The sequence below is a fragment of the Salinicoccus albus DSM 19776 genome, from assembly GCF_000385175.1.
In the GTDB taxonomy this organism is placed as follows: Bacteria; Bacillota; Bacilli; order Staphylococcales; family Salinicoccaceae; genus Salinicoccus; species Salinicoccus albus.
In genome coordinates this window covers 1-22,225 of sequence record NZ_ARQJ01000031.1, presented here as the reverse complement: position 1 = coordinate 22,225, position 22,225 = coordinate 1, and the positions used below count along the sequence as shown (strand labels likewise).

The 22,225-nt window shown below is 45.7% G+C and carries 19 protein-coding genes; 11 read left to right on the top strand and 8 right to left on the bottom strand.

The genetic code is table 11. From position 1 onward, the window contains the following. The first annotated feature begins 87 nt into the window (after positions 1–87). Together G343_RS0110450 and G343_RS0110445 are read left to right on the top strand one after the other, a co-directional pair. Positions 88–1,302, top strand: coding sequence for a pyridoxal phosphate-dependent aminotransferase (locus tag G343_RS0110450; RefSeq protein ID WP_020008096.1), 1,215 nt, complete (start codon positions 88–90; stop codon positions 1,300–1,302). Then, positions 1,299–1,730, top strand: coding sequence for a RidA family protein (locus G343_RS0110445; RefSeq protein WP_020008095.1), 432 nt, complete (start codon positions 1,299–1,301; stop codon positions 1,728–1,730). The genes G343_RS0110450 and G343_RS0110445 overlap by 4 nt, the downstream gene beginning before the upstream one ends. A 41-nt stretch (positions 1,731–1,771) precedes the next feature. Here the strand turns inward: G343_RS0110445 and G343_RS0110440 are convergent, their stop codons facing one another. Both G343_RS0110440 and G343_RS0110435 read right to left on the bottom strand, forming a co-directional pair. Next, the gene (locus G343_RS0110440) at positions 1,772–2,770 is read right to left on the bottom strand and encodes a DMT family transporter (RefSeq protein WP_020008094.1); all 999 of its coding nucleotides are present in this window, start codon (positions 2,768–2,770) and stop codon (positions 1,772–1,774) included. 185 nt (positions 2,771–2,955) lie between these two features. After that, positions 2,956–3,894 (bottom strand): aldo/keto reductase, encoded by a 939-nt coding sequence (locus G343_RS0110435; protein WP_020008093.1) that lies wholly within the window; start codon positions 3,892–3,894, stop codon positions 2,956–2,958. A gap of 165 nt (positions 3,895–4,059) precedes the next feature. Between G343_RS0110435 and G343_RS0110430 the strand changes: the two genes are divergently transcribed. Further along, a complete protein-coding gene (locus G343_RS0110430) occupies positions 4,060–5,520 on the top strand; it encodes a protein adenylyltransferase SelO (RefSeq protein WP_020008092.1) in 1,461 nt (486 codons plus the stop codon). 218 nt (positions 5,521–5,738) lie between these two features. On the opposite strand, the gene G343_RS0110425 is transcribed toward G343_RS0110430, so the two are convergent. Together G343_RS0110425 and G343_RS0110420 are read right to left on the bottom strand one after the other, a co-directional pair. Next, the gene (locus G343_RS0110425) at positions 5,739–6,212 is read right to left on the bottom strand and encodes a glutathione peroxidase (RefSeq protein ID WP_020008091.1); all 474 of its coding nucleotides are present in this window, start codon (positions 6,210–6,212) and stop codon (positions 5,739–5,741) included. Between the two features lie 57 nt (positions 6,213–6,269). After that, a complete protein-coding gene (locus G343_RS0110420; protein ID WP_020008090.1) occupies positions 6,270–6,500 on the bottom strand; it encodes a hypothetical protein in 231 nt (76 codons plus the stop codon). A gap of 216 nt (positions 6,501–6,716) precedes the next feature. On the opposite strand from G343_RS0110420, the gene G343_RS0110415 reads away from it, so the two are divergent. Both G343_RS0110415 and G343_RS0110410 read left to right on the top strand, forming a co-directional pair. Further along, positions 6,717–8,501 carry an SLC13 family permease gene (locus tag G343_RS0110415; RefSeq protein ID WP_020008089.1) on the top strand — a complete coding sequence of 595 codons (1,785 nt, stop codon included), beginning with the start codon at positions 6,717–6,719 and terminating at the stop codon, positions 8,499–8,501. A 46-nt stretch (positions 8,502–8,547) separates the two neighbouring features. After that, positions 8,548–9,522, top strand: coding sequence for an MsnO8 family LLM class oxidoreductase (locus tag G343_RS0110410; protein WP_020008088.1), 975 nt, complete (start codon positions 8,548–8,550; stop codon positions 9,520–9,522). A gap of 71 nt (positions 9,523–9,593) precedes the next feature. Here G343_RS0110410 and G343_RS0110405 read toward each other — a convergent pair whose 3' ends face one another. The 3 genes from G343_RS0110405 to G343_RS0110395 form a co-directional block, all read right to left on the bottom strand. Continuing rightward, on the bottom strand, positions 9,594–10,160 hold the full coding sequence (locus tag G343_RS0110405; protein WP_020008087.1) for an NADPH-dependent FMN reductase: 567 nt from the start codon (positions 10,158–10,160) through the stop codon (positions 9,594–9,596). A gap of 12 nt (positions 10,161–10,172) precedes the next feature. Next, the gene (locus G343_RS0110400) at positions 10,173–11,228 is read right to left on the bottom strand and encodes an LLM class flavin-dependent oxidoreductase (RefSeq protein ID WP_020008086.1); all 1,056 of its coding nucleotides are present in this window, start codon (positions 11,226–11,228) and stop codon (positions 10,173–10,175) included. Between the two features lie 146 nt (positions 11,229–11,374). Continuing rightward, positions 11,375–12,676: an acetamidase/formamidase family protein gene (locus G343_RS0110395; RefSeq protein ID WP_020008085.1), complete on the bottom strand. Its 1,302-nt coding sequence runs from the start codon at positions 12,674–12,676 to the stop codon at positions 11,375–11,377. Between the two features lie 168 nt (positions 12,677–12,844). On the opposite strand from G343_RS0110395, the gene G343_RS0110390 reads away from it, so the two are divergent. Together G343_RS0110390 and G343_RS14580 are read left to right on the top strand one after the other, a co-directional pair. Further along, positions 12,845–13,213 carry a PH domain-containing protein gene (locus G343_RS0110390; protein ID WP_020008084.1) on the top strand — a complete coding sequence of 123 codons (369 nt, stop codon included), beginning with the start codon at positions 12,845–12,847 and terminating at the stop codon, positions 13,211–13,213. Between the two features lie 426 nt (positions 13,214–13,639). Next, on the top strand, positions 13,640–15,202 hold the full coding sequence (locus G343_RS14580) for an SLC13 family permease (RefSeq protein WP_083931392.1): 1,563 nt from the start codon (positions 13,640–13,642) through the stop codon (positions 15,200–15,202). A gap of 79 nt (positions 15,203–15,281) precedes the next feature. Here G343_RS14580 and G343_RS0110380 read toward each other — a convergent pair whose 3' ends face one another. Continuing rightward, positions 15,282–16,565, bottom strand: a complete 1,284-nt coding sequence (locus G343_RS0110380; protein WP_020008082.1) for an outer membrane protein assembly factor BamB family protein — start codon at positions 16,563–16,565, stop codon at positions 15,282–15,284. Between the two features lie 111 nt (positions 16,566–16,676). Here G343_RS0110380 and G343_RS0110375 point away from each other — a divergent pair, with 111 nt between their 5' ends. From G343_RS0110375 to G343_RS14575, 4 genes are all read left to right on the top strand, one after another. Then, positions 16,677–18,113, top strand: coding sequence for an APC family permease (locus G343_RS0110375; RefSeq protein WP_020008081.1), 1,437 nt, complete (start codon positions 16,677–16,679; stop codon positions 18,111–18,113). Positions 18,114–18,263: 150 nt separating this feature from the next. Further along, positions 18,264–18,968: a hypothetical protein gene (locus tag G343_RS0110370; RefSeq protein WP_020008080.1), complete on the top strand. Its 705-nt coding sequence runs from the start codon at positions 18,264–18,266 to the stop codon at positions 18,966–18,968. A gap of 119 nt (positions 18,969–19,087) precedes the next feature. Continuing rightward, the gene (locus G343_RS0110365) at positions 19,088–20,713 is read left to right on the top strand and encodes a hypothetical protein (RefSeq protein ID WP_020008079.1); all 1,626 of its coding nucleotides are present in this window, start codon (positions 19,088–19,090) and stop codon (positions 20,711–20,713) included. A gap of 118 nt (positions 20,714–20,831) precedes the next feature. Beyond that, positions 20,832–22,225, top strand: a 1,394-nt coding sequence (locus tag G343_RS14575; protein WP_020008078.1) for an adhesive domain-containing protein, incomplete at its 3' end; no start/stop codon positions are given.

The following is a 22,225-nucleotide window of genomic DNA, read 5'->3' as shown; positions in this document are numbered from 1 at the left end:
TGAAACCGGTTTTTTATATTAAAATGGATGCAGATGGAACAAGCAGTGCTGAATAGATACAATTAGTAAAGAAAATAGGGGATGACAATGAATATTGAAGAAAAATTTTCAAAGCTCGGTGTTGAGAATGCACCCGGGCAGGAAGACAGACAGCAGTCTGACGGTATAGAGGTGATCGGCGGACAGCTGGAAGGGGCGCCGGTGGATTTCTCCCATGGTGATGTCGACGCACACGCACCGATTCCAGGGTCGTTGGCCCAATTCACAGAAGGGGTGACTAAAGCCGGCAACAGCCAGGCGTACACAGAGTACCGCGGTGCTGCCAGCATCCGAAAGGAGACAGCGGAGAAAATCAGTGATTTTGCCGGTGTCAGCATCGACCCGGAAGAAAATATTATTATCACCCCAGGAACTCAAGGCGCGCTGTTTCTGGCGGTGGGCTCAATGATCGCTGCCGGTGACAAAGCAACCATCATCCAGCCGGATTACTTTGACAACCGTAAAATGATTGAGTTCTTCGAAGCGGAACCGATCCCTGTAGAACTCAATTATCATGAGACGGAGAAAGGGGCCGGTCTTGATCTTGACGGATTGGAAGCATCGTTTAAAAGCGGTGTGAAACTATTCATATTCTCCAATCCGAATAACCCGACCGGCAGTATTTATTCTAAGGAAGAGATTGAAGGGATTGCAGAACTGGCCGGGAGATATGGTGTCACGGTCATTGCCGATGAACTCTACAGCAGGCAGGTGTTCGACGGGCGTGACTATCATCATCTGGCCGCAGAGCCATCAATGGACCCTGAGGCGATCATTTCGGTCATCGGCCCCTCTAAAACCGAATCATTGAGCGGCTACCGGCTCGGTATTGCTTTCGGTTCAAAAACGATCATCGATCGTATGGAACAGCTGCAGGCCATCGTATCATTGCGTGCCAGCGGTTATAACCAGGCAGTCTTGAAACAATGGTTCAGTGAACCGGAAGGCTGGATGGCTGCAAGAATCCAGGCACATCAGAATATCCGGGACGATCTCATTAAAATCCTGAGAATGGCAGAAGGTGTCCAAGTCAGACCGACAGAAGCCGGCAGCTACTTGTTTCCAAAACTCCCGGAGCTAAAAGTATCCATCGTGGAATTCGCCAAAATATTAAGGATCCAGGCAGGTGTCACCGTTACACCGGGTACAGAATTCGGTGCACAGTTCACAAACAGCTTCAGGATAAACTTCTCTCAGGATCATGATAAGGCAGTATCCGCGATAAAAAGAGTGACTACACTATTAGAGAGGTATCGAAAATGACAGAAATCATAAGAGGTAAACTTACACCGGCAGGCAATTATGTACTTGCGACACGTTTTGACAACATTATCCATACATCCGGAATTACTTCAGAAGTAAACGGCAAACTGATAAAGACCGGCAAAATCATGGCAAGCAATCCCCTGATCGGTTATAAACAGGTTGTCCAGCAGGCTACCGCCAACGCATTATCAGCAGTCGAAGGCCAGCTTGCAGACAACGAAGAAATCGCCCAAATCATTAACATCAATGTCTATATCCAGGCAGAACAGCGATTTAACAAGCATACCGAACTGGCGGATTTTGCCATGGAATACCTCGTTGACGCACTCGGAGACAAAGGGTTGGCCAGCCGGACAACCATCGGCGTCAGTTCACTGCCGAATGAAGCACCGGTGGAGATACAGATCATTGCCGGTGTGAAGTAAAATCGACCCGGACGGATCTTATAGGAGATGCGCCCGGGTTTTTATTTCTCATATATCTTTTCGCTCTTATTTTGTCTTTGTCTGTACAGTGACAGGGTGACGCCCAGCACGATAAGAATCGCACCCAGTATTTCCGTAATCAGTATGGAAGTTCCCAGCACAAGTACAGCGCCGATCATCGCGACAAATGGTTCCATATTCATCAGCAATGAAGCATTTGCCGCACCGACCTTGGGCATTTCCTTATTCCAAATCATGTTGCTCAGCCCATGAACGATAATGCCGCTGATGATGAGCAGCAGCCACATTGAAAGATTTGCACTTCTCAGCATTTCAAGATTTGCTGCAGGCAGGAAAGGAATCATGACCAGCAAACCAAATATGTTGGTCAGCAGCGTAATCTGGATCGCATTGAGGTATTTGGAAAGCCATTGAATCAGAACCATGAAAATTGCAAATGTCAGCATTGTCAGTATGATCACTGATTCACCGATGCCAAACACGATCGAGCCGCCGTCTACCGTGCTCAGAGTGACACCTGCGAATGCCAGAACCGCGCCCGTCCAAAATTTCACCCCTCGTTTTTCATTGAATATAAATAGAGTGAGAATCGCCGTCGTAATCGGTGCCAATGCCAGGATGAGGGCAGAAGTGACAGGATTCGCAGTCACAAGACCCAGAAAAAATGTGTACTGGTTTCCTGCAATACCAATGATGCCGGAGATAACGAGTATGCCCCATACCTTCCACGGTACTTTCGGCATTGTGAAGTATCTCGAGGAAAAAACCCATAGGAATATATTAATGGCAATAAGACGGATGACGGTAATGCTGTATGGATCAAAATGATCCAAGAGTATTTTCCCGATGATGAAGTTGCTGCCCCAAATGACAACACAAAGCATCAGAATAGGGTAGATCAGCCAGAGTGGCAGTTCGTGAGGGAGGGTGTTTCTCAATTTCTTCATGATAAAATTCTCATCTCCTGTATACTTCATCAGTGCATAATAAGCGATTATATCATGGTAAAGTATAATCATTCACCAGTTCCATTTTAAAACTTTTGAATTTGGCTTTAAGCATGACTATATTATTTTACGAAAGTATTTAAGAAGGCATGTTTGAGGTGTTGATGAGGCCGAGACAACGCCGCCTAATGGTATTGAGACATCAAAGGTCCCTGAATATGTAAAATCCCCCTCACACAGAGGGGGATTCAACTGACTTATTCTTCATCATTGAATATATTATCAATTTCATATACTTCTTCTGTCGTCAGTTCGATGTCCAGTGCCTTCAAATTATTCAGGACCTGTTCACCGTCTTTGGCACCAGGTATGATCGTATCGATGACGTCGCGGGTCAAATACCAGTTGAGCACGAGGTGTGCGATTTCCACATCTTTGTATTCTGCTATTGGGCGCAGCTGTTCTACTTTGTCGATATTGGCTGCGAATTGATCTCCCTGAAACGCAGGAAGTCCCTGGCGCAGGTCATCGAATGTATCGTCTTTTGAAAACTTGCCTGTCAGCAGTCCTGAAGCCAGCGGGAAGAACGGGATGAATGAAATATTCTGTTCTTTCAAATATGGGAAGAGCTCTTCCTCAGCTTCTCTGTTCAACAAGTTGTATTCGCCCTGATACACATCAACGTCGCCGTCTTTGTTGGCTTCTTTCAACTGTTCGAGTGAGAAGTTGGAGATGCCGATGGCACGGATTTTGCCTTCATCTTTTAAGTCTTTCAGGGCAGCGACTGCCTGATCTTTCGGTGTATCTTCATCCGGATAATGGATATATACCAGATCGATATAATCCGTACCGAGTCTTTCCAGCGCTTTATCCACTTCTTCTTTCAGGAATGACGGTTCGTTATTGTTCGTCACATCCTCGCCGTCGAAAACAGGTGAAATTTTCGTCGCCAGAACAACATCCTCCCGTTTATCGTAGGCGTTGATCACCTCTCCCACCAGCGCTTCGGAACGGCCTTTCCCATACATATAAGCGGTATCGATCATCGTGATGCCATTCTCGAAGGCGGTCCGTACCAGGCTTTTGCCGGCCGCCTCATCCAGATTCGGATACAGGTTGTGACCGCCGACTGCATTGGTACCAAGACCGATCGGGTTCACATATAAATCTGATTTGCCTAATTTGACCTCTGTCATTCTAAATACCTCTTTCTTTTTTAATAAACTATGATTTCCAACAATTCCAGATTAATGGAATAAAATTTTTTAATCAAACAATTGGTTTTAAAAAACGATTCGTTAGGGCGTTGGGGCGGATCAATGTTAAAATGCAATGACTACCCTAATGAAGGAAGGGATTAGATGAACGAATTTGGCTTCAATTTCAACAACACTTACAAGGATCTCCCCAATAGTTTCTATCAGAGTGCAGCGGCTACACCTGTAGATTTCCCGAATTTGGTTGCGTTTAATGATGATTTAGCGAAAAAATTGGGTTTGAATCATGACGCGTTGAATTCCACCGAAGGTGCACATATATTCTCCGGCAATCAATGGCCTGACGGCAGTGCGCAGATTGCGCAGGCGTATGCGGGTCACCAGTTTGGAAGTTTTACCATGCTTGGTGACGGACGTGCGGTATTGATCGGCGAACAGATGACCCCGGACGGCGGAAGATATGATATCCAGCTGAAAGGCGCGGGGCAGACGGCATTTTCCAGGATGGGTGACGGGCGGGCCCCGATCGGCCCGATGCTGAGGGAATATATCATTAGCGAGGCACTGCACGCACTGGAAATTCCAACATCGAGAAGCTTGGCTGTTGTGACGACTGGGGAAGCCGTGACCCGTGAAGAAATGCTGCCCGGCGGCATTTTGACACGCGTCGCTTCAAGTCATCTGCGTGTCGGCACTTTTGAATATGCGGTGCGTGCCGAAGGGGAGAATGACCATAAAGTTTTAGCGGACTATGCGATAGAACGTCATTATCCTGAATTGAAAGAACTGCCGGAGGATGAAAAGTATCTGCAGTTTCTGCATGCGGTCGTGGACAAACAGGCATCATTGATTTCCAAATGGATGCTGGTTGGCTTTATCCATGGAGTGATGAATTCAGATAACATGGCCATCAGTGGTGAAACGATTGATTACGGTCCGTGTGCATTCATGGATGAATACCATCCGGCGACGAAATTCAGTTCAGTGGATGTGGGCGGCAGATACCAGTTTCAAAACCAGCCGGGAATCGGCCAGTGGAATCTCGCCAGGTTTGCCGAGACACTGCTTGATCTCCTCCATGAAGATAAGGAGACCGCAAAGGAACTGGCGCAGGAAGCACTGTCCAGGTTCGGCAAACTGTATGAATCCCACTTTCTTTCCGGCATGAGAGAAAAGCTTGGGATTATTGAAGCAGGTGAAGATGACGGTGAATTTGCTGAAGAGCTGCTTAACCTGATGGTTGAGCACGAGGCGGATTATACAGAGACATTCAGACTGCTGTCGCTCGACAGGATAGAAGAATCCGAGCTGTTCAGGCAGGAAGGGTTTGAAGCATGGTATGCGAAATGGCAGCAGAAACTGGAGAGACAGAATGTTTCAAAAGAAGATGCTTTCGAACTGATGAAATCCGTAAATCCGGCAGTGATTCCAAGGAATCATCTGGTTGAAGAGGCATTGAATGAAGCCATGCATCATGGGGATTACAGCTATTTCCACAATTTGAACGAAGTATTGAAACGCCCGTTTGAAGATAATCATGACGATATTTACAAAAATCCGCCGAAAGCGGAGGAAGTCGTCCATCAGACATTTTGCGGCACGTAATGCAGACGGCCCCGCAATCACCGGATTGCGGGGCTTCTTCGATAAACGATTATGTATATCCCCGGCCGCACCTGTAACAGCTGCAGCCGAGTCATATTTAGGGGGAGGTAAAATGTGCTACATCATTAATTTATGATGTAGCACACAATATAATACCATTTTGTTTTAAAGTAAAGTAAAAACCATTGGGGAAGTTATTTTCCGGCAAGGCACAATGTCTAGAGTACTTTTTCTATATCTTCTTTCATCTTCAGCGGTGATGTGGTCGGTGCGACCCGTGAGATGACATTGCCATCTTTGTCCACGAGGAATTTGGTGAAGTTCCATTTGATCTTGTCTCCAAATGTACCGCCCGTTTCCGATGTTAAGTGTTTGAATAATGGATGGGCGTCATCACCATTCACATCCTTGATTTCATGGATGTCGAATGTGACACCGTGGTTCACGCGGCAGGCGTTTTCGGCATCTTCATTGCTGCCCGGCTCCTGATTGTTAAACTGGTTAGAAGGGAACCCGAGTACCACCAGCCCCTGATCTTTATATTCCTGGTGGAGTGCTTCCAGTTCATCGTATTGTCCGGCCAATCCGCATTTGCTCGCAGTGTTGGTGATAAGCATCGGCTTTCCTTCATACTGGCTTAAATCGTAGGATTCACCGCTTGCTTTTCTTACATTAATATCGTATATAATCATTATAATACCTCTTTTCATTTTAGTATCTATACAATATTATAGATGAAATTAACGGCATCACCCAGAAATGGGCTCATCAGCTGCTTTGTCTATATATTTTTCATGATGGAATGCTGCCCGTTTTCTGCTGATCATTCCGCACTCTGTACATACATAAGCGCTCATTCTGCCGGCACTGTAGCTCTTTACAATATTATGGTGCAGGCAGCGCATCCGGGAATTCAGTAATGCTTCCCGCTGCTTTTCTTTTAATAATTCTGTAACCTCTGAACTTGAGTACTTGAACATATCTATCCTCCTCAGTGTGACAAATTACAATAATATTTAACAAAAACAGTATATCCGATTTTAAAAATTTTAATCATAGAGATAATAAAAAACTGATTTCACATTGGAAAGAATATATTATCCTGTGTTTATCAAAAGATTCAGAATAATAACTGACAATGTATCCATAAATTGTGTTATATTTTAACAAATATGAGGATAGCGGGAGGGATGACGTTGACTTTTGAAATGCTGTTTGTCGCGGTGATGATTGTCCTGATGCTGCTCGGATTGCTTTTTGAGGTCATGCGGGCGGACTTTATCGTATTCTTTTTCCTCGTTGTATTTTTGCTCACCGGCGTCATTTCTACGGAACAGGCACTCAGCGGCTTTTCCAATGAGGGGATGCTGACCGTGCTTCTGTTGTTCATCGTCGCCGGTGCGATTCAAAAACATGGGATTATTGAAAATTTCATCAACAATGTGCTGCAGAAAAGCAATGGTCCGCGCATGTCAATGATAAGGCTGCTGCCGCCTGTAGCACTGGCTTCCGGGTTTTTAAACAATACACCCATTGTTGTGACTTTGACGCCGATCATCAGGGACTGGTGCCTGCGTAATAATATTTCTCCGTCCAAGTTCCTGATCCCTTTATCTTATGTAACGATATTGGGCGGTACAATCACGCTGATCGGAACGTCTACGACACTCGTTGTCAACGGTCTGCTGATCGGTGAGGGGCTCGAGAGTTACTCATTTTTCCAGTTGTCGGTGGTGGGGGTGCCCATCGCTATTGCCGGGCTGATCTATATACTGACATTGGGGTATAAGCTGCTGCCGGAAACATTAGGTGCGAAGGCGCAGATCAGGGAGGAATCGAAGGAATTTTTAGCCGAAGCGGCGATTGGCAAGGATTTTGAACATGTGGATCAGGATATTATCGATATTACTTCCAATTCCTTAAACGGCATATATATCATTGAAATCATCCGTGAAGCGGAACATATCTTTCCGGTAACCCCGACGACGACACTCCGAGCAGGTGACCGCCTTTTATTCTCCGGGACGCTTAACACGATTGCCTCCTTACAGAGGAAGAAAGGTGTGTCAGTGGATACCGGTACGGATCTGACGCTCGACAGTCTGAATGAAGACGAAAATATGGAATTGGTCGAGGCGGTCATTTCGCATCAGTCGTCCATGGTTTCCAGGTCGTTGAAATCCTCCCGCTTCAGAACGAAATACAATGCGGGTGTGATCGCTGTGCACCGTAATAACGAACGGATCAAAGGCCGTGTGGGCGACATCATCATGAAACCCGGGGATACGCTGCTCATGTTATGCAGTAAGAGTTTTATCGAGCGGCATATGCATTCATCGGATTTCTATGTCGTTACTTCAGTCACGCCGCCGGAACCATTGAAACAGAACAGTATAAAGGGATGGGGGTCGCTGATCCTGCTTCTGGTCATGATCAGTTCGGTGACTTTTGGATTCCTGTCGATGTTCGAAGCCATGCTGATTTCCGTCGTGCTGCTGATGGCATTCAGATTGATCAACGCAGAGGAAGCGTTCAGCTATGTCCAAGTCAATGTCATTCTGCTTATCGCCAGTGCATTTGGTGTCGGAGCGGCTGTCAGGGAGTCCGGACTGGCGCAATTTGTTGCTGAAAATATGATGGATTTCGCAAAACCGCTGGGGGTCATCGGCATCATCGTCCTGCTTTATATCGTGACGAATATCTTTACTGAACTCATCACCAACACAGCCGCAGCTGTACTGATGTTTCCCATTGCTCTCGAGATTGCCAATCAGATGGATATCGCCTATATGGGGCTGGTTGTGACGATCACAATCGCAAGTTCAGCCAGCTTTATCACACCGATCGGGTATCAGACCAACCTGATTGTCTACGGCCCCGGGGGTTATACGTTCAGGGATTATATAAAAGTGGGTACGCCTTTGTCGCTCATAACCATGATGATCGCAAGTTCGATCATTTATATGGTATGGTTTTTATAATCAAAGGGTTGGGAAATACTTACGAATTCAGAGGTGCATGAGATAGATGAAACTGGGTATATTGGAACAGATGCCTCAGCCGAAAGGAAAGACAGCGGAAGAAACGGCCGCACATACGATAGAGATGGCCCAATATGCAGAGAATCTTGGTTATGAAAGATATTGGTTTGCCGAACACCATGCCACACGGGGGATGGTGTCGAGCTCACCTGAGGTCATGATGGCGGCGGCAGCCGCTAATACAGAGCGGATAAATGTCGGCAGCGGCGGGATTTTACTGCCTCAATACAGCGCATATAAAGTAGCTGCCCAGTTCTCACAACTTGAATCACTGTATCCGGGGCGGATAGAAGGGGGAGTCGGACGTTCTCCAGGCGGCGGGGAGTTCCTCAGGGAGCGGCTTGCCGATTTTAAGCCGAACCAGGTGGCAGAATATCCGCAGAAACTTGAAGATCTGGCCGGTTATATCAATCGGGAGGGCCAGATACAGCCGGCGCCGAGAACAGCCGGGAAACCGGCGCTCTATTCGCTGGGACTCGGTGAAAACAGTGCCAAAACGGCAGCGGCATTGGGGATTGGTTATGTGTTCGGTCACTTCATCAAGCCCGACCGGGGTAAGGCGTCATTCGATGCGTACCGCAACAGCTTCACGCCCGGATTGATGGAAGCCCCTGATGCGAAAGCATGTGTATTTGTCGTATGCGGAGCGGACGATGCACACGCCGAATACATTGCCCAGAGTCAGCATGTTTGGCTGCTCAATGTTGAAAAGGGGCTGAATTCACAGGTGCCCCCTGCAGAGGAAGCGGAGAAAAAGATGAACAGCCTGTCAGGAAAAGAGCGTGACTCCGTCGAGAAGAATAAGCGCCGCATGATCATCGGCGGTCCGCAAAAAGTGAAAGCAGCGCTCGATTATTACAGTGATTTATACCAGTGTGAGGACTGGCTCATTCTGTGCAATCTTCATGACTGGCAGGAGAAGAAAGATTCATTCCGGCGTGTGATGGAGATGTACAGTTAAGAATTTCACAGGCCTATAAATTTTTATAATAGAGCTTAGAAAACAGCCCGCCGTGAGGCGGGCTGTTTGTATCAGAAGCCGTAAGAAGCTTCTTTTTCTTTCTGGAATTGTTTATATGCTTTTGCATGCGTCACTGTATCTTCAACCAGCCGGTTGATCCTGAAGCGCACATCATCATCGATGATTTCTTTATTGGCAAAGTTTCTTTCCTCTATATAGACATAGGTCTGGACGATCTGCGCCTTCATGTAGCCAAGAATCGGTTTCAGATGCTGTTCCGGTATCATGAAGTGCTTGGATGATCCGGCTGTAGCGAGCATGCTGACCGTTTTATCTCTAAAGCCGTCCTGTGGCAGCAGGTCCAACAGGTTTTTCAAAGTGCCAGGAATGGAGGCTTGGAAAATCGGTGTGCCGATAATGACAATGTCCGCATCCATGACCGCTTTTGTCACGTAACCAGTGTCTCCTTCATAATCCAGGTAATTTCTGCCGTCGCTGAACTGGAGGTCATGTTCCGCAAGATCGATCAGCTGAATCTGATGATCACTGTAATTATTTATCGCTGAACGTTCTGCATATTCCAATGCAGTTCTCGTCTTTGAACCTACAATTGAACCAGCTAAAAGTACGATATTCATTGGTATTCGCTCCTATTTCTGTGTATGTTTTCTGACAGCCGGAAGTATTTCCCGTCCGATGATATCAATATTCCGTTTTAATTGATCAAATGTCACACCGCCGAAGTCCATCTGGCCGATATAACGCTGGTGGCCGAATTCCTCATGCTGATAGAGTATTTTCTCTATGATTTCATTTGGACTGCCCACATTCATCACGTCTCTCGGATGGGCGCCTTGTGCAAAATGCGATTTTGGAAATCCTCTGCCGTTTGTCCGCATCATGCCCTCATTGATGTTAGGATAGACTTCCCTTTGTGCCTGCTGGGTGGTTTCTGCAGTATAGAAGAATCCGGCTGTGGCGACCGGCAGCGCATCCGGATTATGGCCATTGTCAAATGCAGCCTGTCTGTAGACGTCAATCGAGTGCTTAAATGAAGAAACGGGGCCGCCGAGTGTCGCGAGGAACATCGGTACACCGGCGCGCCCGGCTTTTTCCGCGCTGGCAGGCGGACCGCCGACAGCTCTCCAAATTGGCAGTGCCCCCGATTTAGGTCTCGGCAGTACTTCGGCGTTCCGTAGCGGTTTTCTGAATTGTCCTTCCCAGTTGATGATTTCATTGTCATTGATCTGTCTCAGCAGATCAAATTTTTCCTCATATAATGCTTCGTAATCGTGCAGGTCATAACCTAAAAGTTCGAAGTTGCCGAGACGGGAAGCTCTGCCCGCGATGATTTCAGCCCTGCCGTCAGAAATCAGATCGATGGTTGCAAAATCCTCATATACACGGACAGGGTCGAGTGTACTGATGATTGTGGAGGAGCTCGCAATTTTGATCTTCTCAGTCGCCTGTGCGATTGCACTGAGCACAACGGAATGGGCTTGTGTCGTAAAGAATTCCTGATGGCTTTCGCCCACCGTGAATATGTCAAGGCCTGCCTGTTCGGCCAATTTAGCTGCTTCGATGATTTCATTGAGTCTTTGCTGGGCGGAAATCCTTTCCCCGGTATGCGGTTCGGGGAGGTGATCGCCCAGGGTATAAAGACCGAATTCGAGTCCTTTACGCTGATCGATTCTGTACTGTTCCATTCATTTCATTCCCTTATGTTAAGTAACTAACTATATTTTTATTATAAATGAGTATCTCGATGATTGCATTAAAGTCGTGTTCGGTCTAAAGTATGAAAATGAAAAACCAGCATATCCGGTGAAGAATATGCTGGAATCAGCGGGTATTATTCGTACATATTTTTGACCAATGCCAGCAATTTGGCCTTTTCCATATATGCTTTTGGACTGAGGAAGGTGACGGTGACTACACCCGGGTTTCTGCCAATATCAATGGATCCCGTGATCGTAGCGCGGTTCATGATTTCCGGGACAGTGACACCGAAAAGCGTTGCGGCCCTTTCCATGCCGTTGTCAGTGGCTTCGTTCAAGTCTGCACCGGTCCCGATAAATGATATCGGATAGCTCTCCTCAAGCATGGACATATTCAACGTATCTGCCAGCTGCCACGCCTGAGATTTCTCACGTTCTGTAAACGGTTTGGCAAGCGGCGGCAGATCATCTGTCAGCGGCATGACCATTGGTCCATCAAGGCTCAGATCCTTGATAACATCGACCTGGAGGTCGACAATGCCGGCAACATCTGTGGTATGGCCGGCAATTTCACCATTACCCTGCATGGCATGCATATCACCGAGATAAACACCCCCGCCGGCGACTTTGACAGGGCAGATGACTGTGACACCCTCACGTACCCAGTTGATGTCCATATGTCCGTCTGTCCGGTCTTCAATCTGTGACTCTGTCATACTGTATTCATGCGGTGCGTCGATCAGGAACTGTGCAAAATCACCGGCATTGTGGGAGTCGGGGAATGCGCGGGAAGGGGTGGTACCGAGCTGACCCAGGAATGGGATCGTTCTGGCCATCACACCCGGAATGTCATGCGGAGCGAAGGTGACCACCGGATTTTGTATGGAGTTCTCCGGCTTGCGCATTTTTTCATTGCCTTCTCTGGCGATGATTTCCGCGTTCTCCTTATTCAAAGTGAGGCCCATCGTTTTACTTTCATTAAACGCCATCGTATACGCATTTGTGAATTTGAAGGGGGTGACATCTTCGCCGCACTCCGCACATCTGACTGCGCCCTGGCCAATGCCTTCTACCCTGGTCTTTGGGTTTTTCGCCCCGCAGTTCGGACAGATGCCGGCGATGAACGGGTCGCCATTGAAGCGCCCCTCTACTGGTTCGTCATTGCCGGAAGCGGTAGCTGTTGAGGTCACACGGATCGAGTGAATATGGACGGCGATAGCATCTCCAGGCTCAGCACCTTCCACAAATACCGGCCGGGTAACCTCATGTCCGCCTTTTAATTCGGGAGTGATCATCGGACCCCAACAGCCCGGAGCAGTGTTTGCAACGATGTGTCCGCCATCTTTGACATGGTAATGCATTGCTTCATCGGGATCGAGTATACCGTTTGTAAACTGGTCGACGTAAACAGTCTGTTTCGCTTCTCCTCTGGTCAATTTTATCCTCTCCCTTGATTGTGATCATCTTAATGATACCAAGTGATGCCGGGTTATCCAAAGCAATTGACTTTTAATTTTAAATTTTCTATCAATTTTAAAAATATTGATATCAATTCCTGTATGGTTATAATGGAGTAAATAAGAGATACAATATTGGAGGTAATTATGGAAACAGACAGCATACTCTCATGGACACTGCAATTTGAAACTGAGATCCCGGATGATATTGACGAGCTTTTGGTCGATGGAGAAAAGGCGGTCAAAGCATTTAAGACGATCAGGGACTCAGCAATCTTCACAAGCCGCAGGCTAATTATACGTGATTCTCAAGGGGTGACGGGGAAAAAAGTGGAGGTATATTCATTGCCTTATGCTTCGATTGATATGTGGTCGACTGAAAATGCAAAAGGAATGTTTGATATCAGCGCTGAAGTTGAACTGTGGACAAAAGTCGGCCATTTCAAAATCAATCTGGGCAGGAAAGTTGATGTGCGTGCGTTCGACCGGTTGATTGCCAGTGCTGTGTTAAGATAACAGCATCCACTCATAACAATTTCATTACACAATATTTACATTTACTTAAATGAATGTTCAAAAATCTTTGTTATTATAAAAATAGCCTCAGATACACCTCCAGTAATCTGAAGGCCGGTACATGCATAATGTATCCCTTTCCCTCTTGTTAGCCTTATAATATATCCCTGATTAAAATGCACTGCGGAAGCAGTGTATTTTTTGTATTTAACATAAAAGATCTAAATTACAGTTCATCATAAAAAGAGAATTGTCCTTCAAAATTAAAGATCTGATAATTATGAATATTTACTAAAATATAGTATTTGCTCTGAATACATGATACTTTGTTTAATATTATCAAGTAAGGAGGTTAATTTTGTGACCGGTTTCAAATTTAAAAAGTCATATAATAATTTATGGCGAGAATCAAAAAAGACAAAATCAATGTTAAAATTCTTTAGTGTTGATGAAGCTAAAAAGCGTGCTGAGCAAGATCATCAGCAAAATACTGAACCTGAAGAAGGACCTGAACATTCCTATGGCCGTATGCAGCTGATCGGGCTTATCCTTGGTCCCTTGCTTTTCATACTTACACTACTTTTCTTAGATGCAGAAGGTCTGGACAGTGCTGGTGTGTATGTTGTGGGAGTGACGCTGTGGATTGCTGCCTGGTGGATAACAGAAGCCATTCCAATCCCTGCAACGTCCCTTCTGCCATTGGTCCTGCTCCCGCTCGGGGGTGTCATGAACAGTGACACAGTGACAAGTGCCTATGGGGACGACATCATTTTTCTTTTCCTCGGGGGCTTTCTGCTGGCTTTGGCGATGGAAAGGTGGAATCTGCACACCCGTGTTGCCCTGACAATCATCAAAGCTATAGGCACCACAACCTCAACAATACTGCTCGGGTTTATGATCGCTACAGGATTGCTGTCCATGTTCGTCAGCAACACGGCAGCGGTCATGATCATGATCCCAATCGGTATGGCAATTGTAAATGAAGCGAATTCACTGTCAGAACCAGGTCTGGAAAATGATCTGAGACAGTTTGAAAAATCACTCGTACTGGGCATCGGTTATGCCGGTACAATCGGCGGATTAGGAACACTGATCGGTACGCCGCCACTGATTATCATGACCGGACAAATGAATGAATTCTTCAATATAGAGATGAGCTTCGCCCAGTGGATGCTGTTCGGTGTGCCAATCGTTGTGATTTTCATGTGCATCGCCTGGGTTTACATGAACAGAGTCCAATTCAAACATAGTATGAAAACATTACCCGGGGGACGAGAAATCATCACAAGTGAACTGGACAAACTGGGAAAGATCACCAGAGAAGAAGTGCTGGTACTTATCATCTTCGGATTTGCAGCATTCATGTGGATCACCAGGGGATTCATATGGGAAAATATTGAACTCACCAGCATGCTTACGGATGGTGCAATCGCAATGCTGGCCGCATTGCTCTTGTTCCTGATACCGACCAAACGTAAATCCAGACGCCTGCTGGACTGGTCAGTCTCCAAAGAATTGCCATGGGGGGTCCTGCTGCTCTTCGGCGGCGGGCTGGCAATTGCAGCAGCAATTGTTGAAGCAGGTGTAGACCAGTGGCTTGGCGATCTGCTGACAAATGTTCAGGGCGTGCACATTATTATCATTATTACAATCGTATCTCTTGGTATATTATTCCTGACTGAGATTACGTCTAACACAGCAACCGCAACAATGATTCTGCCTGTGCTGGCCGGACTTACCATAGCACTTGACGTCCATCCATTGACGTTGATGGCCCCTGCAGCAATGGCTGCAAACTGTGCGTTTATGCTGCCGGTCGGCACACCGCCGAACGCCATCGTATTCGGTACGAATAAAATATCCATACAGGATATGGCAAAAGCAGGGTTTGCTCTGAATATCATAGGTGTTCTGCTTGTCGTTGCATTTGTGTACTTCCTGATGCCGCTTATATTCGGCATAGACCTGTTAGCATACAACCATGAGTGATTAAGGATAAAAGGTGCCAAATCTGCATTTCAGATTTGGCATCTTTTCGTGTTTATGCTGATTTTCAAGCAATATTTATCTATGTTTCATTGACTTCATCAAAGTCTGACAGTGGAACGACATAGACGTTGTGGTCCTGACTCCCGACGATCAACGTATCGTTCACAATAATGGGTCCGGAGGGAGCGAGTGCGCCGCCCAGTTCTTTTTCTCGCACTTTTTCACCGGATTCAATGTCTATCCCTGCGACTGCCCCGGCGGCATTTGAATAATAAACGATACCGTCCTGTGCGACAGGCGGCGCTTTGGCAGCTTCATCTTCATATGCCCACAGCTGTTCGCCGGACTCAAGATCGTAGGCATAATAGGTTTCTGTCTTTGGGCTTGCGACAAATACTTTGTCTTCGTGTATCATGGGTGCGCCGGATTTATTGTTCTGGACGAGCGCGCCGCTGCCCCAGTTATCTTGCCAGATGACTTTGCCGGTATCGGTATCGAGTGCATAGATTTCATGTTCCGACTCACCCTGAGCATTGATGACAAGCGCAGTGGTTACCGCGATCCCATCATGTACTGCCGGCGGCACGTCGTCAAGCCCCATGGCGACTTCCGGCAAGTGCGTTTCCCATTTTATCTTATCGGTCCTCAGATCGTAGGCATAAAATGTATAGGGTTCTGTATAAGGTTTCGGTGCACTGCCGCCGACATACAGGGTGTCCTCATGTATATTGGGCGCGGACATACTGACCACGGAGCCGAGTTCATAACGATGGACCAGTTCACCTTCGTCCAAAGTTAATTTATACAAGTGTGTATCTCCGGTAGCTACGTACAAATGGTTCTCGTAAACGGCCGGAGTGGGCATGACTTCACCTTCGGTTTCGAACTGCCAGAGGGTTTCGCCGCTTTGCGCATCGATGGCGAGGATCCCGTTGTCACCAGTGCCGCGTATTCCACTTTCTCTGAAGTTTCTGTTGCCGTATCCGACGTAAACAGTGCCTTCATGGTAGATGGATTCTGAATGGACCCAGTTAGGCGCTTGATTTTCCCAGACCCTTTCACCGGTGGCCAGATCAAAAGCCATAAGATCTCCGGAATTATGGTTGCCGGCAAATAACTTTCCGTCTGCCACTACCGGTGTCGCCCGGACCTCCTCTTCAGTTTCCAGCTCCATATAGCTGAGCGGTGCATCTCCCGTATCAATCACTGCATTTTTATCGGGCTGCAGACGGTATTGTGACCATTCTTCGGCACCATATGTATCAATATTTTCAATCGATTCGTTGCTGGCTGTGTCCTCTTCACATGCACTGACTGCCATCAACATTAAAATAACTGCAGCTGCTGATAAAATTCTGCCCAAGATCCACCCTCCCTCTTTTCACACTATCCTATCACAATAATGTTGTATATTTCATGCCCGTTCTGGTAAGATGTGAAATGTAAATCAAATAATAGGGGAGCTATAATTCACATGGTACAGAGTACACAGAAAATTGAACGGACCGAATTGGACAATACGATGTCCAAGCGTTTCATATGGGCGATTGCCTACGGTTCAAGCATTGGATGGGGCGCCTTCATCCTGCCGGGAGACTGGCTGATTTCTTCCGGTACACTCGGCTCGTCGCTCGGCATCACAATCGGCGGCATCCTGATGCTGATTATCGCGGTGGCCTATGGGGCACTGACGAAAAAATTCCCCGTATCCGGCGGGGAATTTGCATTCAGCTATGCCGGATTCGGCAGGCATGTCAGCTTTATCGCTTCATGGTTCCTGGCGCTCGGCTACATATGTGTGGTCGCACTAAACGCCAGTGCCTTCAGCTTATTGTTCAAGTTCGTGCTGCCCGAGTTCCTTGAAGTCGGTTATTTATATTCCATAGCCGGCTGGGATGTCTATATAATGGAAGTCATCCTGTCATCACTGGCACTGATTCTTTTTGCCTATATCAGTATCAAGGGCAGCGGATTTTCTGGTAATATTCAATTTCTGTTCTGTCTGTTCATGGCATTGACGGTAGCGATTCTTTTTGTCACATCATTCAATGTCGGGGAATTCTCTCTGGCGAATACAGAACCGTTGTTCAACAATGAAAGCGGCATCTGGACATCCATCATTTTAATCGTAGCGATCGCACCATGGATGTATGTCGGATTTGATAATATCCCCCAGGCGGCGGAAGAATTCAAATTCAGTCCGAATAAAACATTCAAACTGATTGTGTTTGGTATTGTTGCATCCATTATCACTTACGTAGCGATGATCCTGATCACTTCATGGATCTTTCCGAATCAGAGTGAAGTCGGCGGTGCGCTGTGGGTTACCGGTTCAGTCGTACAGACTTCCATGGGCACGATCGGCATGACACTTCTGGCAATGGCAATTTCATTTGGTGTTTTCACCGGTCTGAATGGCTTCTATCTGTCATCATCCAGGCTGCTCTTTGCCCTTGGCCGTGCGAAATTCATCCCGCCGGTATTTGCCAGAGTGCATAAGGATCACAAGACCCCTTATGTTGCTGTATTGTTCGTCATGGCCGTCTGTCTTGCGGCACCATGGCTTGGCAGAACAGCACTCAACTGGATTGTCGATATGTCGTCCACCGGTGTATCTGTAGCCTTCCTGATCACCAGTCTGGTCGCTGTAAAATTCTTCAGCCAGAAAGCGAACTACAATCTGACATATATCATTTTTGGTGGTTTGGGCACGATCATTTCAATCGTCTTCCTTGTGCTGCTCCTGTACCCGGGTTCACCGGCATCACTGACCGCCCCGTCCTATATCGCACTGCTGGCATGGGTAATACTCGGCGGAATATTCTTCCTTTTCCAATACAAGAACCTTAACGCACTGACCAAGGAAGAACTGGACTATCTTATTTTGAATAAGGACAGCAGAGATTTGTAAAATGAACCTCCGTATAATGCGGAGGTTTTTATTTTTTAAAATGTTATCTCGAATTAAAGATAACTATTTTACAAATATTACAGTTGTGTTACAATGAGTCAGCAATGTTTCGGTAACCGTGACAATTATTCAGCAGAGGAGGCCAATGATGTGAAGAGAATATGTCTAGTATTCGTCACGCTCCTGCTTGGTGCATGCGGCAGCCAGAATGCGAAACAGGCGGGGGAGCCGGCTGATTTTAACAAGGAAGCTAAAAATTTATATATTCTCCATCATTACAGCCTTCCGCTGGATGAAACAGACGCTCAGGGAGCCGGCGGGGAAATGGAAGCTAGTGAGCGCCATGTGTATACCACGGAAAATGAAACAAAAGCATTTATCAAAAATGTTGAGTACGGCGAAGCAGGTCCTTCGGACATGGAAGAAATCACTGAGCACGCAGAGAACATTCATGCAGAAATTACAATGGTGTGGAATGATGCATTTGTACCTATGTATCATGCGTATTATGGGGACGGTGTCAGCACAGACGATGTGGCTTCAGAACTGCAAAACCTTCAGGAAAAATATTCTGAGCTGGAATCTGAAGTGAAGGAGATTGAAAATCCCGAATTTCTATCAGCGGAATATTCAAGCAGTATCGAAGGGCTGAAATCAGATTTAAATCTTGCTATTTCCAATCGTTCCCTTGCACTGATTGAATTTAAGCAGATGAATGAGAATGATGAAAATTATGGCGGATTGCTTGATGTCCATATTGAGAACAGTATCAAATATTTAAGCAGTGCTGAGGATCATCTGGAGAAACTCTATGAATTGCATGGAGAAAAACAAATGTCCGGTACAAATGAATAGTGGCATAGGGCTTCCGGTGGAAGTCTTTATTTTTAAGGAAAATTCTCTGTTTTTTTCCAATTATTGCACAAGTCATGTATACTGAATGTATAAATATTATTGTATGGGGAGTGCACTTGATGAAGCTCGAATTGATCAACGACCTAAAGAAGAAGAAAGAGCATCAGGATTCAAAATGGCTGTTCATATCCTTAGGCTTTTTGAATCGAAGAGCACATGTGTTCAAATTAAAGAACAATAATTACATATTAAAAAAGATAAAGGATGAGATAAAGAAATTTGAACGCAGGGGGCATAGAACTCACTGGTTAAAAGTGGATTTCATTGTCTCTGAAATTGATACTGAATTTCCGGAACTTCTTGACGAACTGACTGAAACGCGGCGAAATTATGTAGAGTATGGAATCTCATTCGATCCGAATTACAGTATGGCTTTCCTTCCTGAAGAAGTTAATGCAAATGCCTTTGTGAGACCGGTACAAGGAAAAGATCATCAGACACTTTTTGTCAGCGAGCAGAATATTAATACATATTTAAAAAAATATAAAGGTTACCGAGGGGTTTATTTCCATAAAAAATATGCCAATAAAAATGTAAAGAAATTTTATACGAAAGGATATCTAATCGAAGGAGAAAAAGTTTTCAGTCTGATATCTTCCGGTTATATGCACGGCATCAGAAAAATCACAGCCAACCAGAACAAATCGGAGTACAGACGTCTGGTGACAACAGCGACCCAGTATCTATCAGATCAAATGGATGAAAACGGCAGATATGAATATGGGAAATTTCCGCATTTCAATAAGAAAATCGGATTTTATAATGTGCTGAGACATGCTTCAACTACATATTCACTGTTGGAAGGTCTGGAATATCTGAATGATAAAAAAGGTATAAGGCAGGCAAAGCAGGCTATAGACTATGTGCTTGACAACTATCTCTATATCAATCCGCAAGAAAAGGATACCGCCTATATATATGACGATACGAATAATATTAATGAAATTAAACTGGGTCAGAATGGAATTGCACTTATCACATTGACCAAATACATGTCTATGACCGGCAGTGATGAATATATGGATGTTGCCCGGAAACTGGCCAGAGGAACGATACGCATGATCGGCGACGGGGACACGGTGCATGTACTTAACTACCCGGATCTGACGATCAAAGATGAAAAGCGTGTCATATACTATGATGGCGAAGCAGCTTTCGGGTTGATGAGACTTTATCAGATTGATGAACATCCGGAATGGCTGGAATATGTGGAAATACTGTTTGATCATTTCATTAAAAACGATTACTGGAAATATTCAGACCACTGGTTAAGCTATTGCACATATGAACTCACTAAAGTGAAACCGGAAGAACAATATTTTGTCTTTGGGCTTAAAAACGTCTCCAAGAGGTTGAAATATATCTACCAGAGAGAGACGACATTCCCGACATTCCTGGAAATGCTGATGGCTGGGTATAAGATGACAAGACTCATGAAGGAAAAAGGGATGCAGGATGTTATCGGAGAGCATCTGGATGAAGAAATGTTTCATAAAACGATAGAAAAACGAGTTGATTACCAGCGAACGGGATATTTTTATCCAGAAGTAGCGATGTATTTTAAAAATCCTGGCAGTGTATTGGGGAGTTTCTTCATCAAACATCATGGATACAGAGTCAGAATCGATGATGTCCAGCATTATATATCGGGATATATCCAATACCTTAATCATTACGATAAATAAAATTTGGAAAAATGCTGTCATATATTTCTTTTCTTGTATATTTTTGTTACTCTAAAATTGTCAGTTTTTATTAGAATATTTTAAATTTTGAACTGACAATTTCACGAGGAGGGAAGTAATGTCTAACAAAAGTAAGAAAAAATCGATCAGGAACTTTGACTACAAACGTGCTTTCAAACGAAAATCAGAACATTCAATGCTGAAGAAAATCGGCATGACAGTTGTTGCTGCGAACATTATGGTTGCACCAGTCGGTACGTACATACAGGATACCGATGGTCAGACAAATGTTGCAGAAGCAGCCTCGCTCGGTGAAGTACAATTATTGACTGATGTAAATATTGATGCAAATCTTACAGATTCTGCAAACTCGAATTATTATAATCTTAACCTGGGTCTGACGGGCACGGGACTTGCAGATGTTGAGCTTGCAAGTCCAGAGAGGACTGTGGTGTTTCACGCACCTGAGTTGGCCCAATCGCTAGAACATAGTGGTGGTACAGCCACTGTGCAGGTAGAAACACTGCCGATTAATCTGCAGGAAGATCTACCCGCTCTATATGATACCGTGGGCGGATTAACGGATACATTAACAGGACTGGTGAATGATCTGGTTTCAGGAGTAAACGATGCTATTCCACCGGAACTTGTTAATATAGAGGGTCTTGAAGAGCTAAATACAGCCATTGATAATTTGAATAATCTCGATGCTTCGTTGCAGAACCTTACCAACTACAGTGATGAAGTGAATTATACAATCACTGAAGATGGTGCGATTGTTGTAGAATTCAGCGATGGTATCGGCAACCACCTGGAAACAGCAGTTGTGGATACCGTTCAAAGTCTGTTGGACGATGTATCAACCGCAGCAAATAATTTAGAAATAGAACTTCTTGGCAGCATACCAGGCATTGGAGATTTAGTAGATGGAGTAATGAATGAAGTCCTTCTTCCGATTGTGGGTACAATCACAGATGAAGTAACAAATGTTTCTGGTGCGTTGACAGATGGATCAATTGATTTGGCCAACAGCCTCGCAAGTGCACAAGTCATTGGAAATACTTCGGTAAATCTGGATGTTCTTGTAGATAACCCTGCAGGAGTCCAAGGTGAAGTCCCTGTACAAGGCGCTGGCATCCAGGATTCAGTGATTGATGCGGCACTTCTAAGCAGTCTTCAAAGTCAGGATACAATCACATTTGATGAAGATGTGACAGCACCTGCGTTGGGCTCCGCCGATATTGACGGGAACAGCGTTGACGGCTATAACGTCTTTGGTGAAGCCGGAGAACCGGGTGACACCGTTGTGGTCTCAGATCCTGAGGGTGTAGAAGTCGGTACAGGGACAATTGGAGAAAATGGTACCTATGATGTTGCCCTTGCCCCCGATGCAGTGGGCGCCGGTGAACAACTGACTGTCACCGCCGTCGATGAGGCCGGCAATGAGAGCGATCCGCTCAATGTCACGGTGCCGGACGATCAGGATGCAACACCACCAGAGCTGGGCTCCGC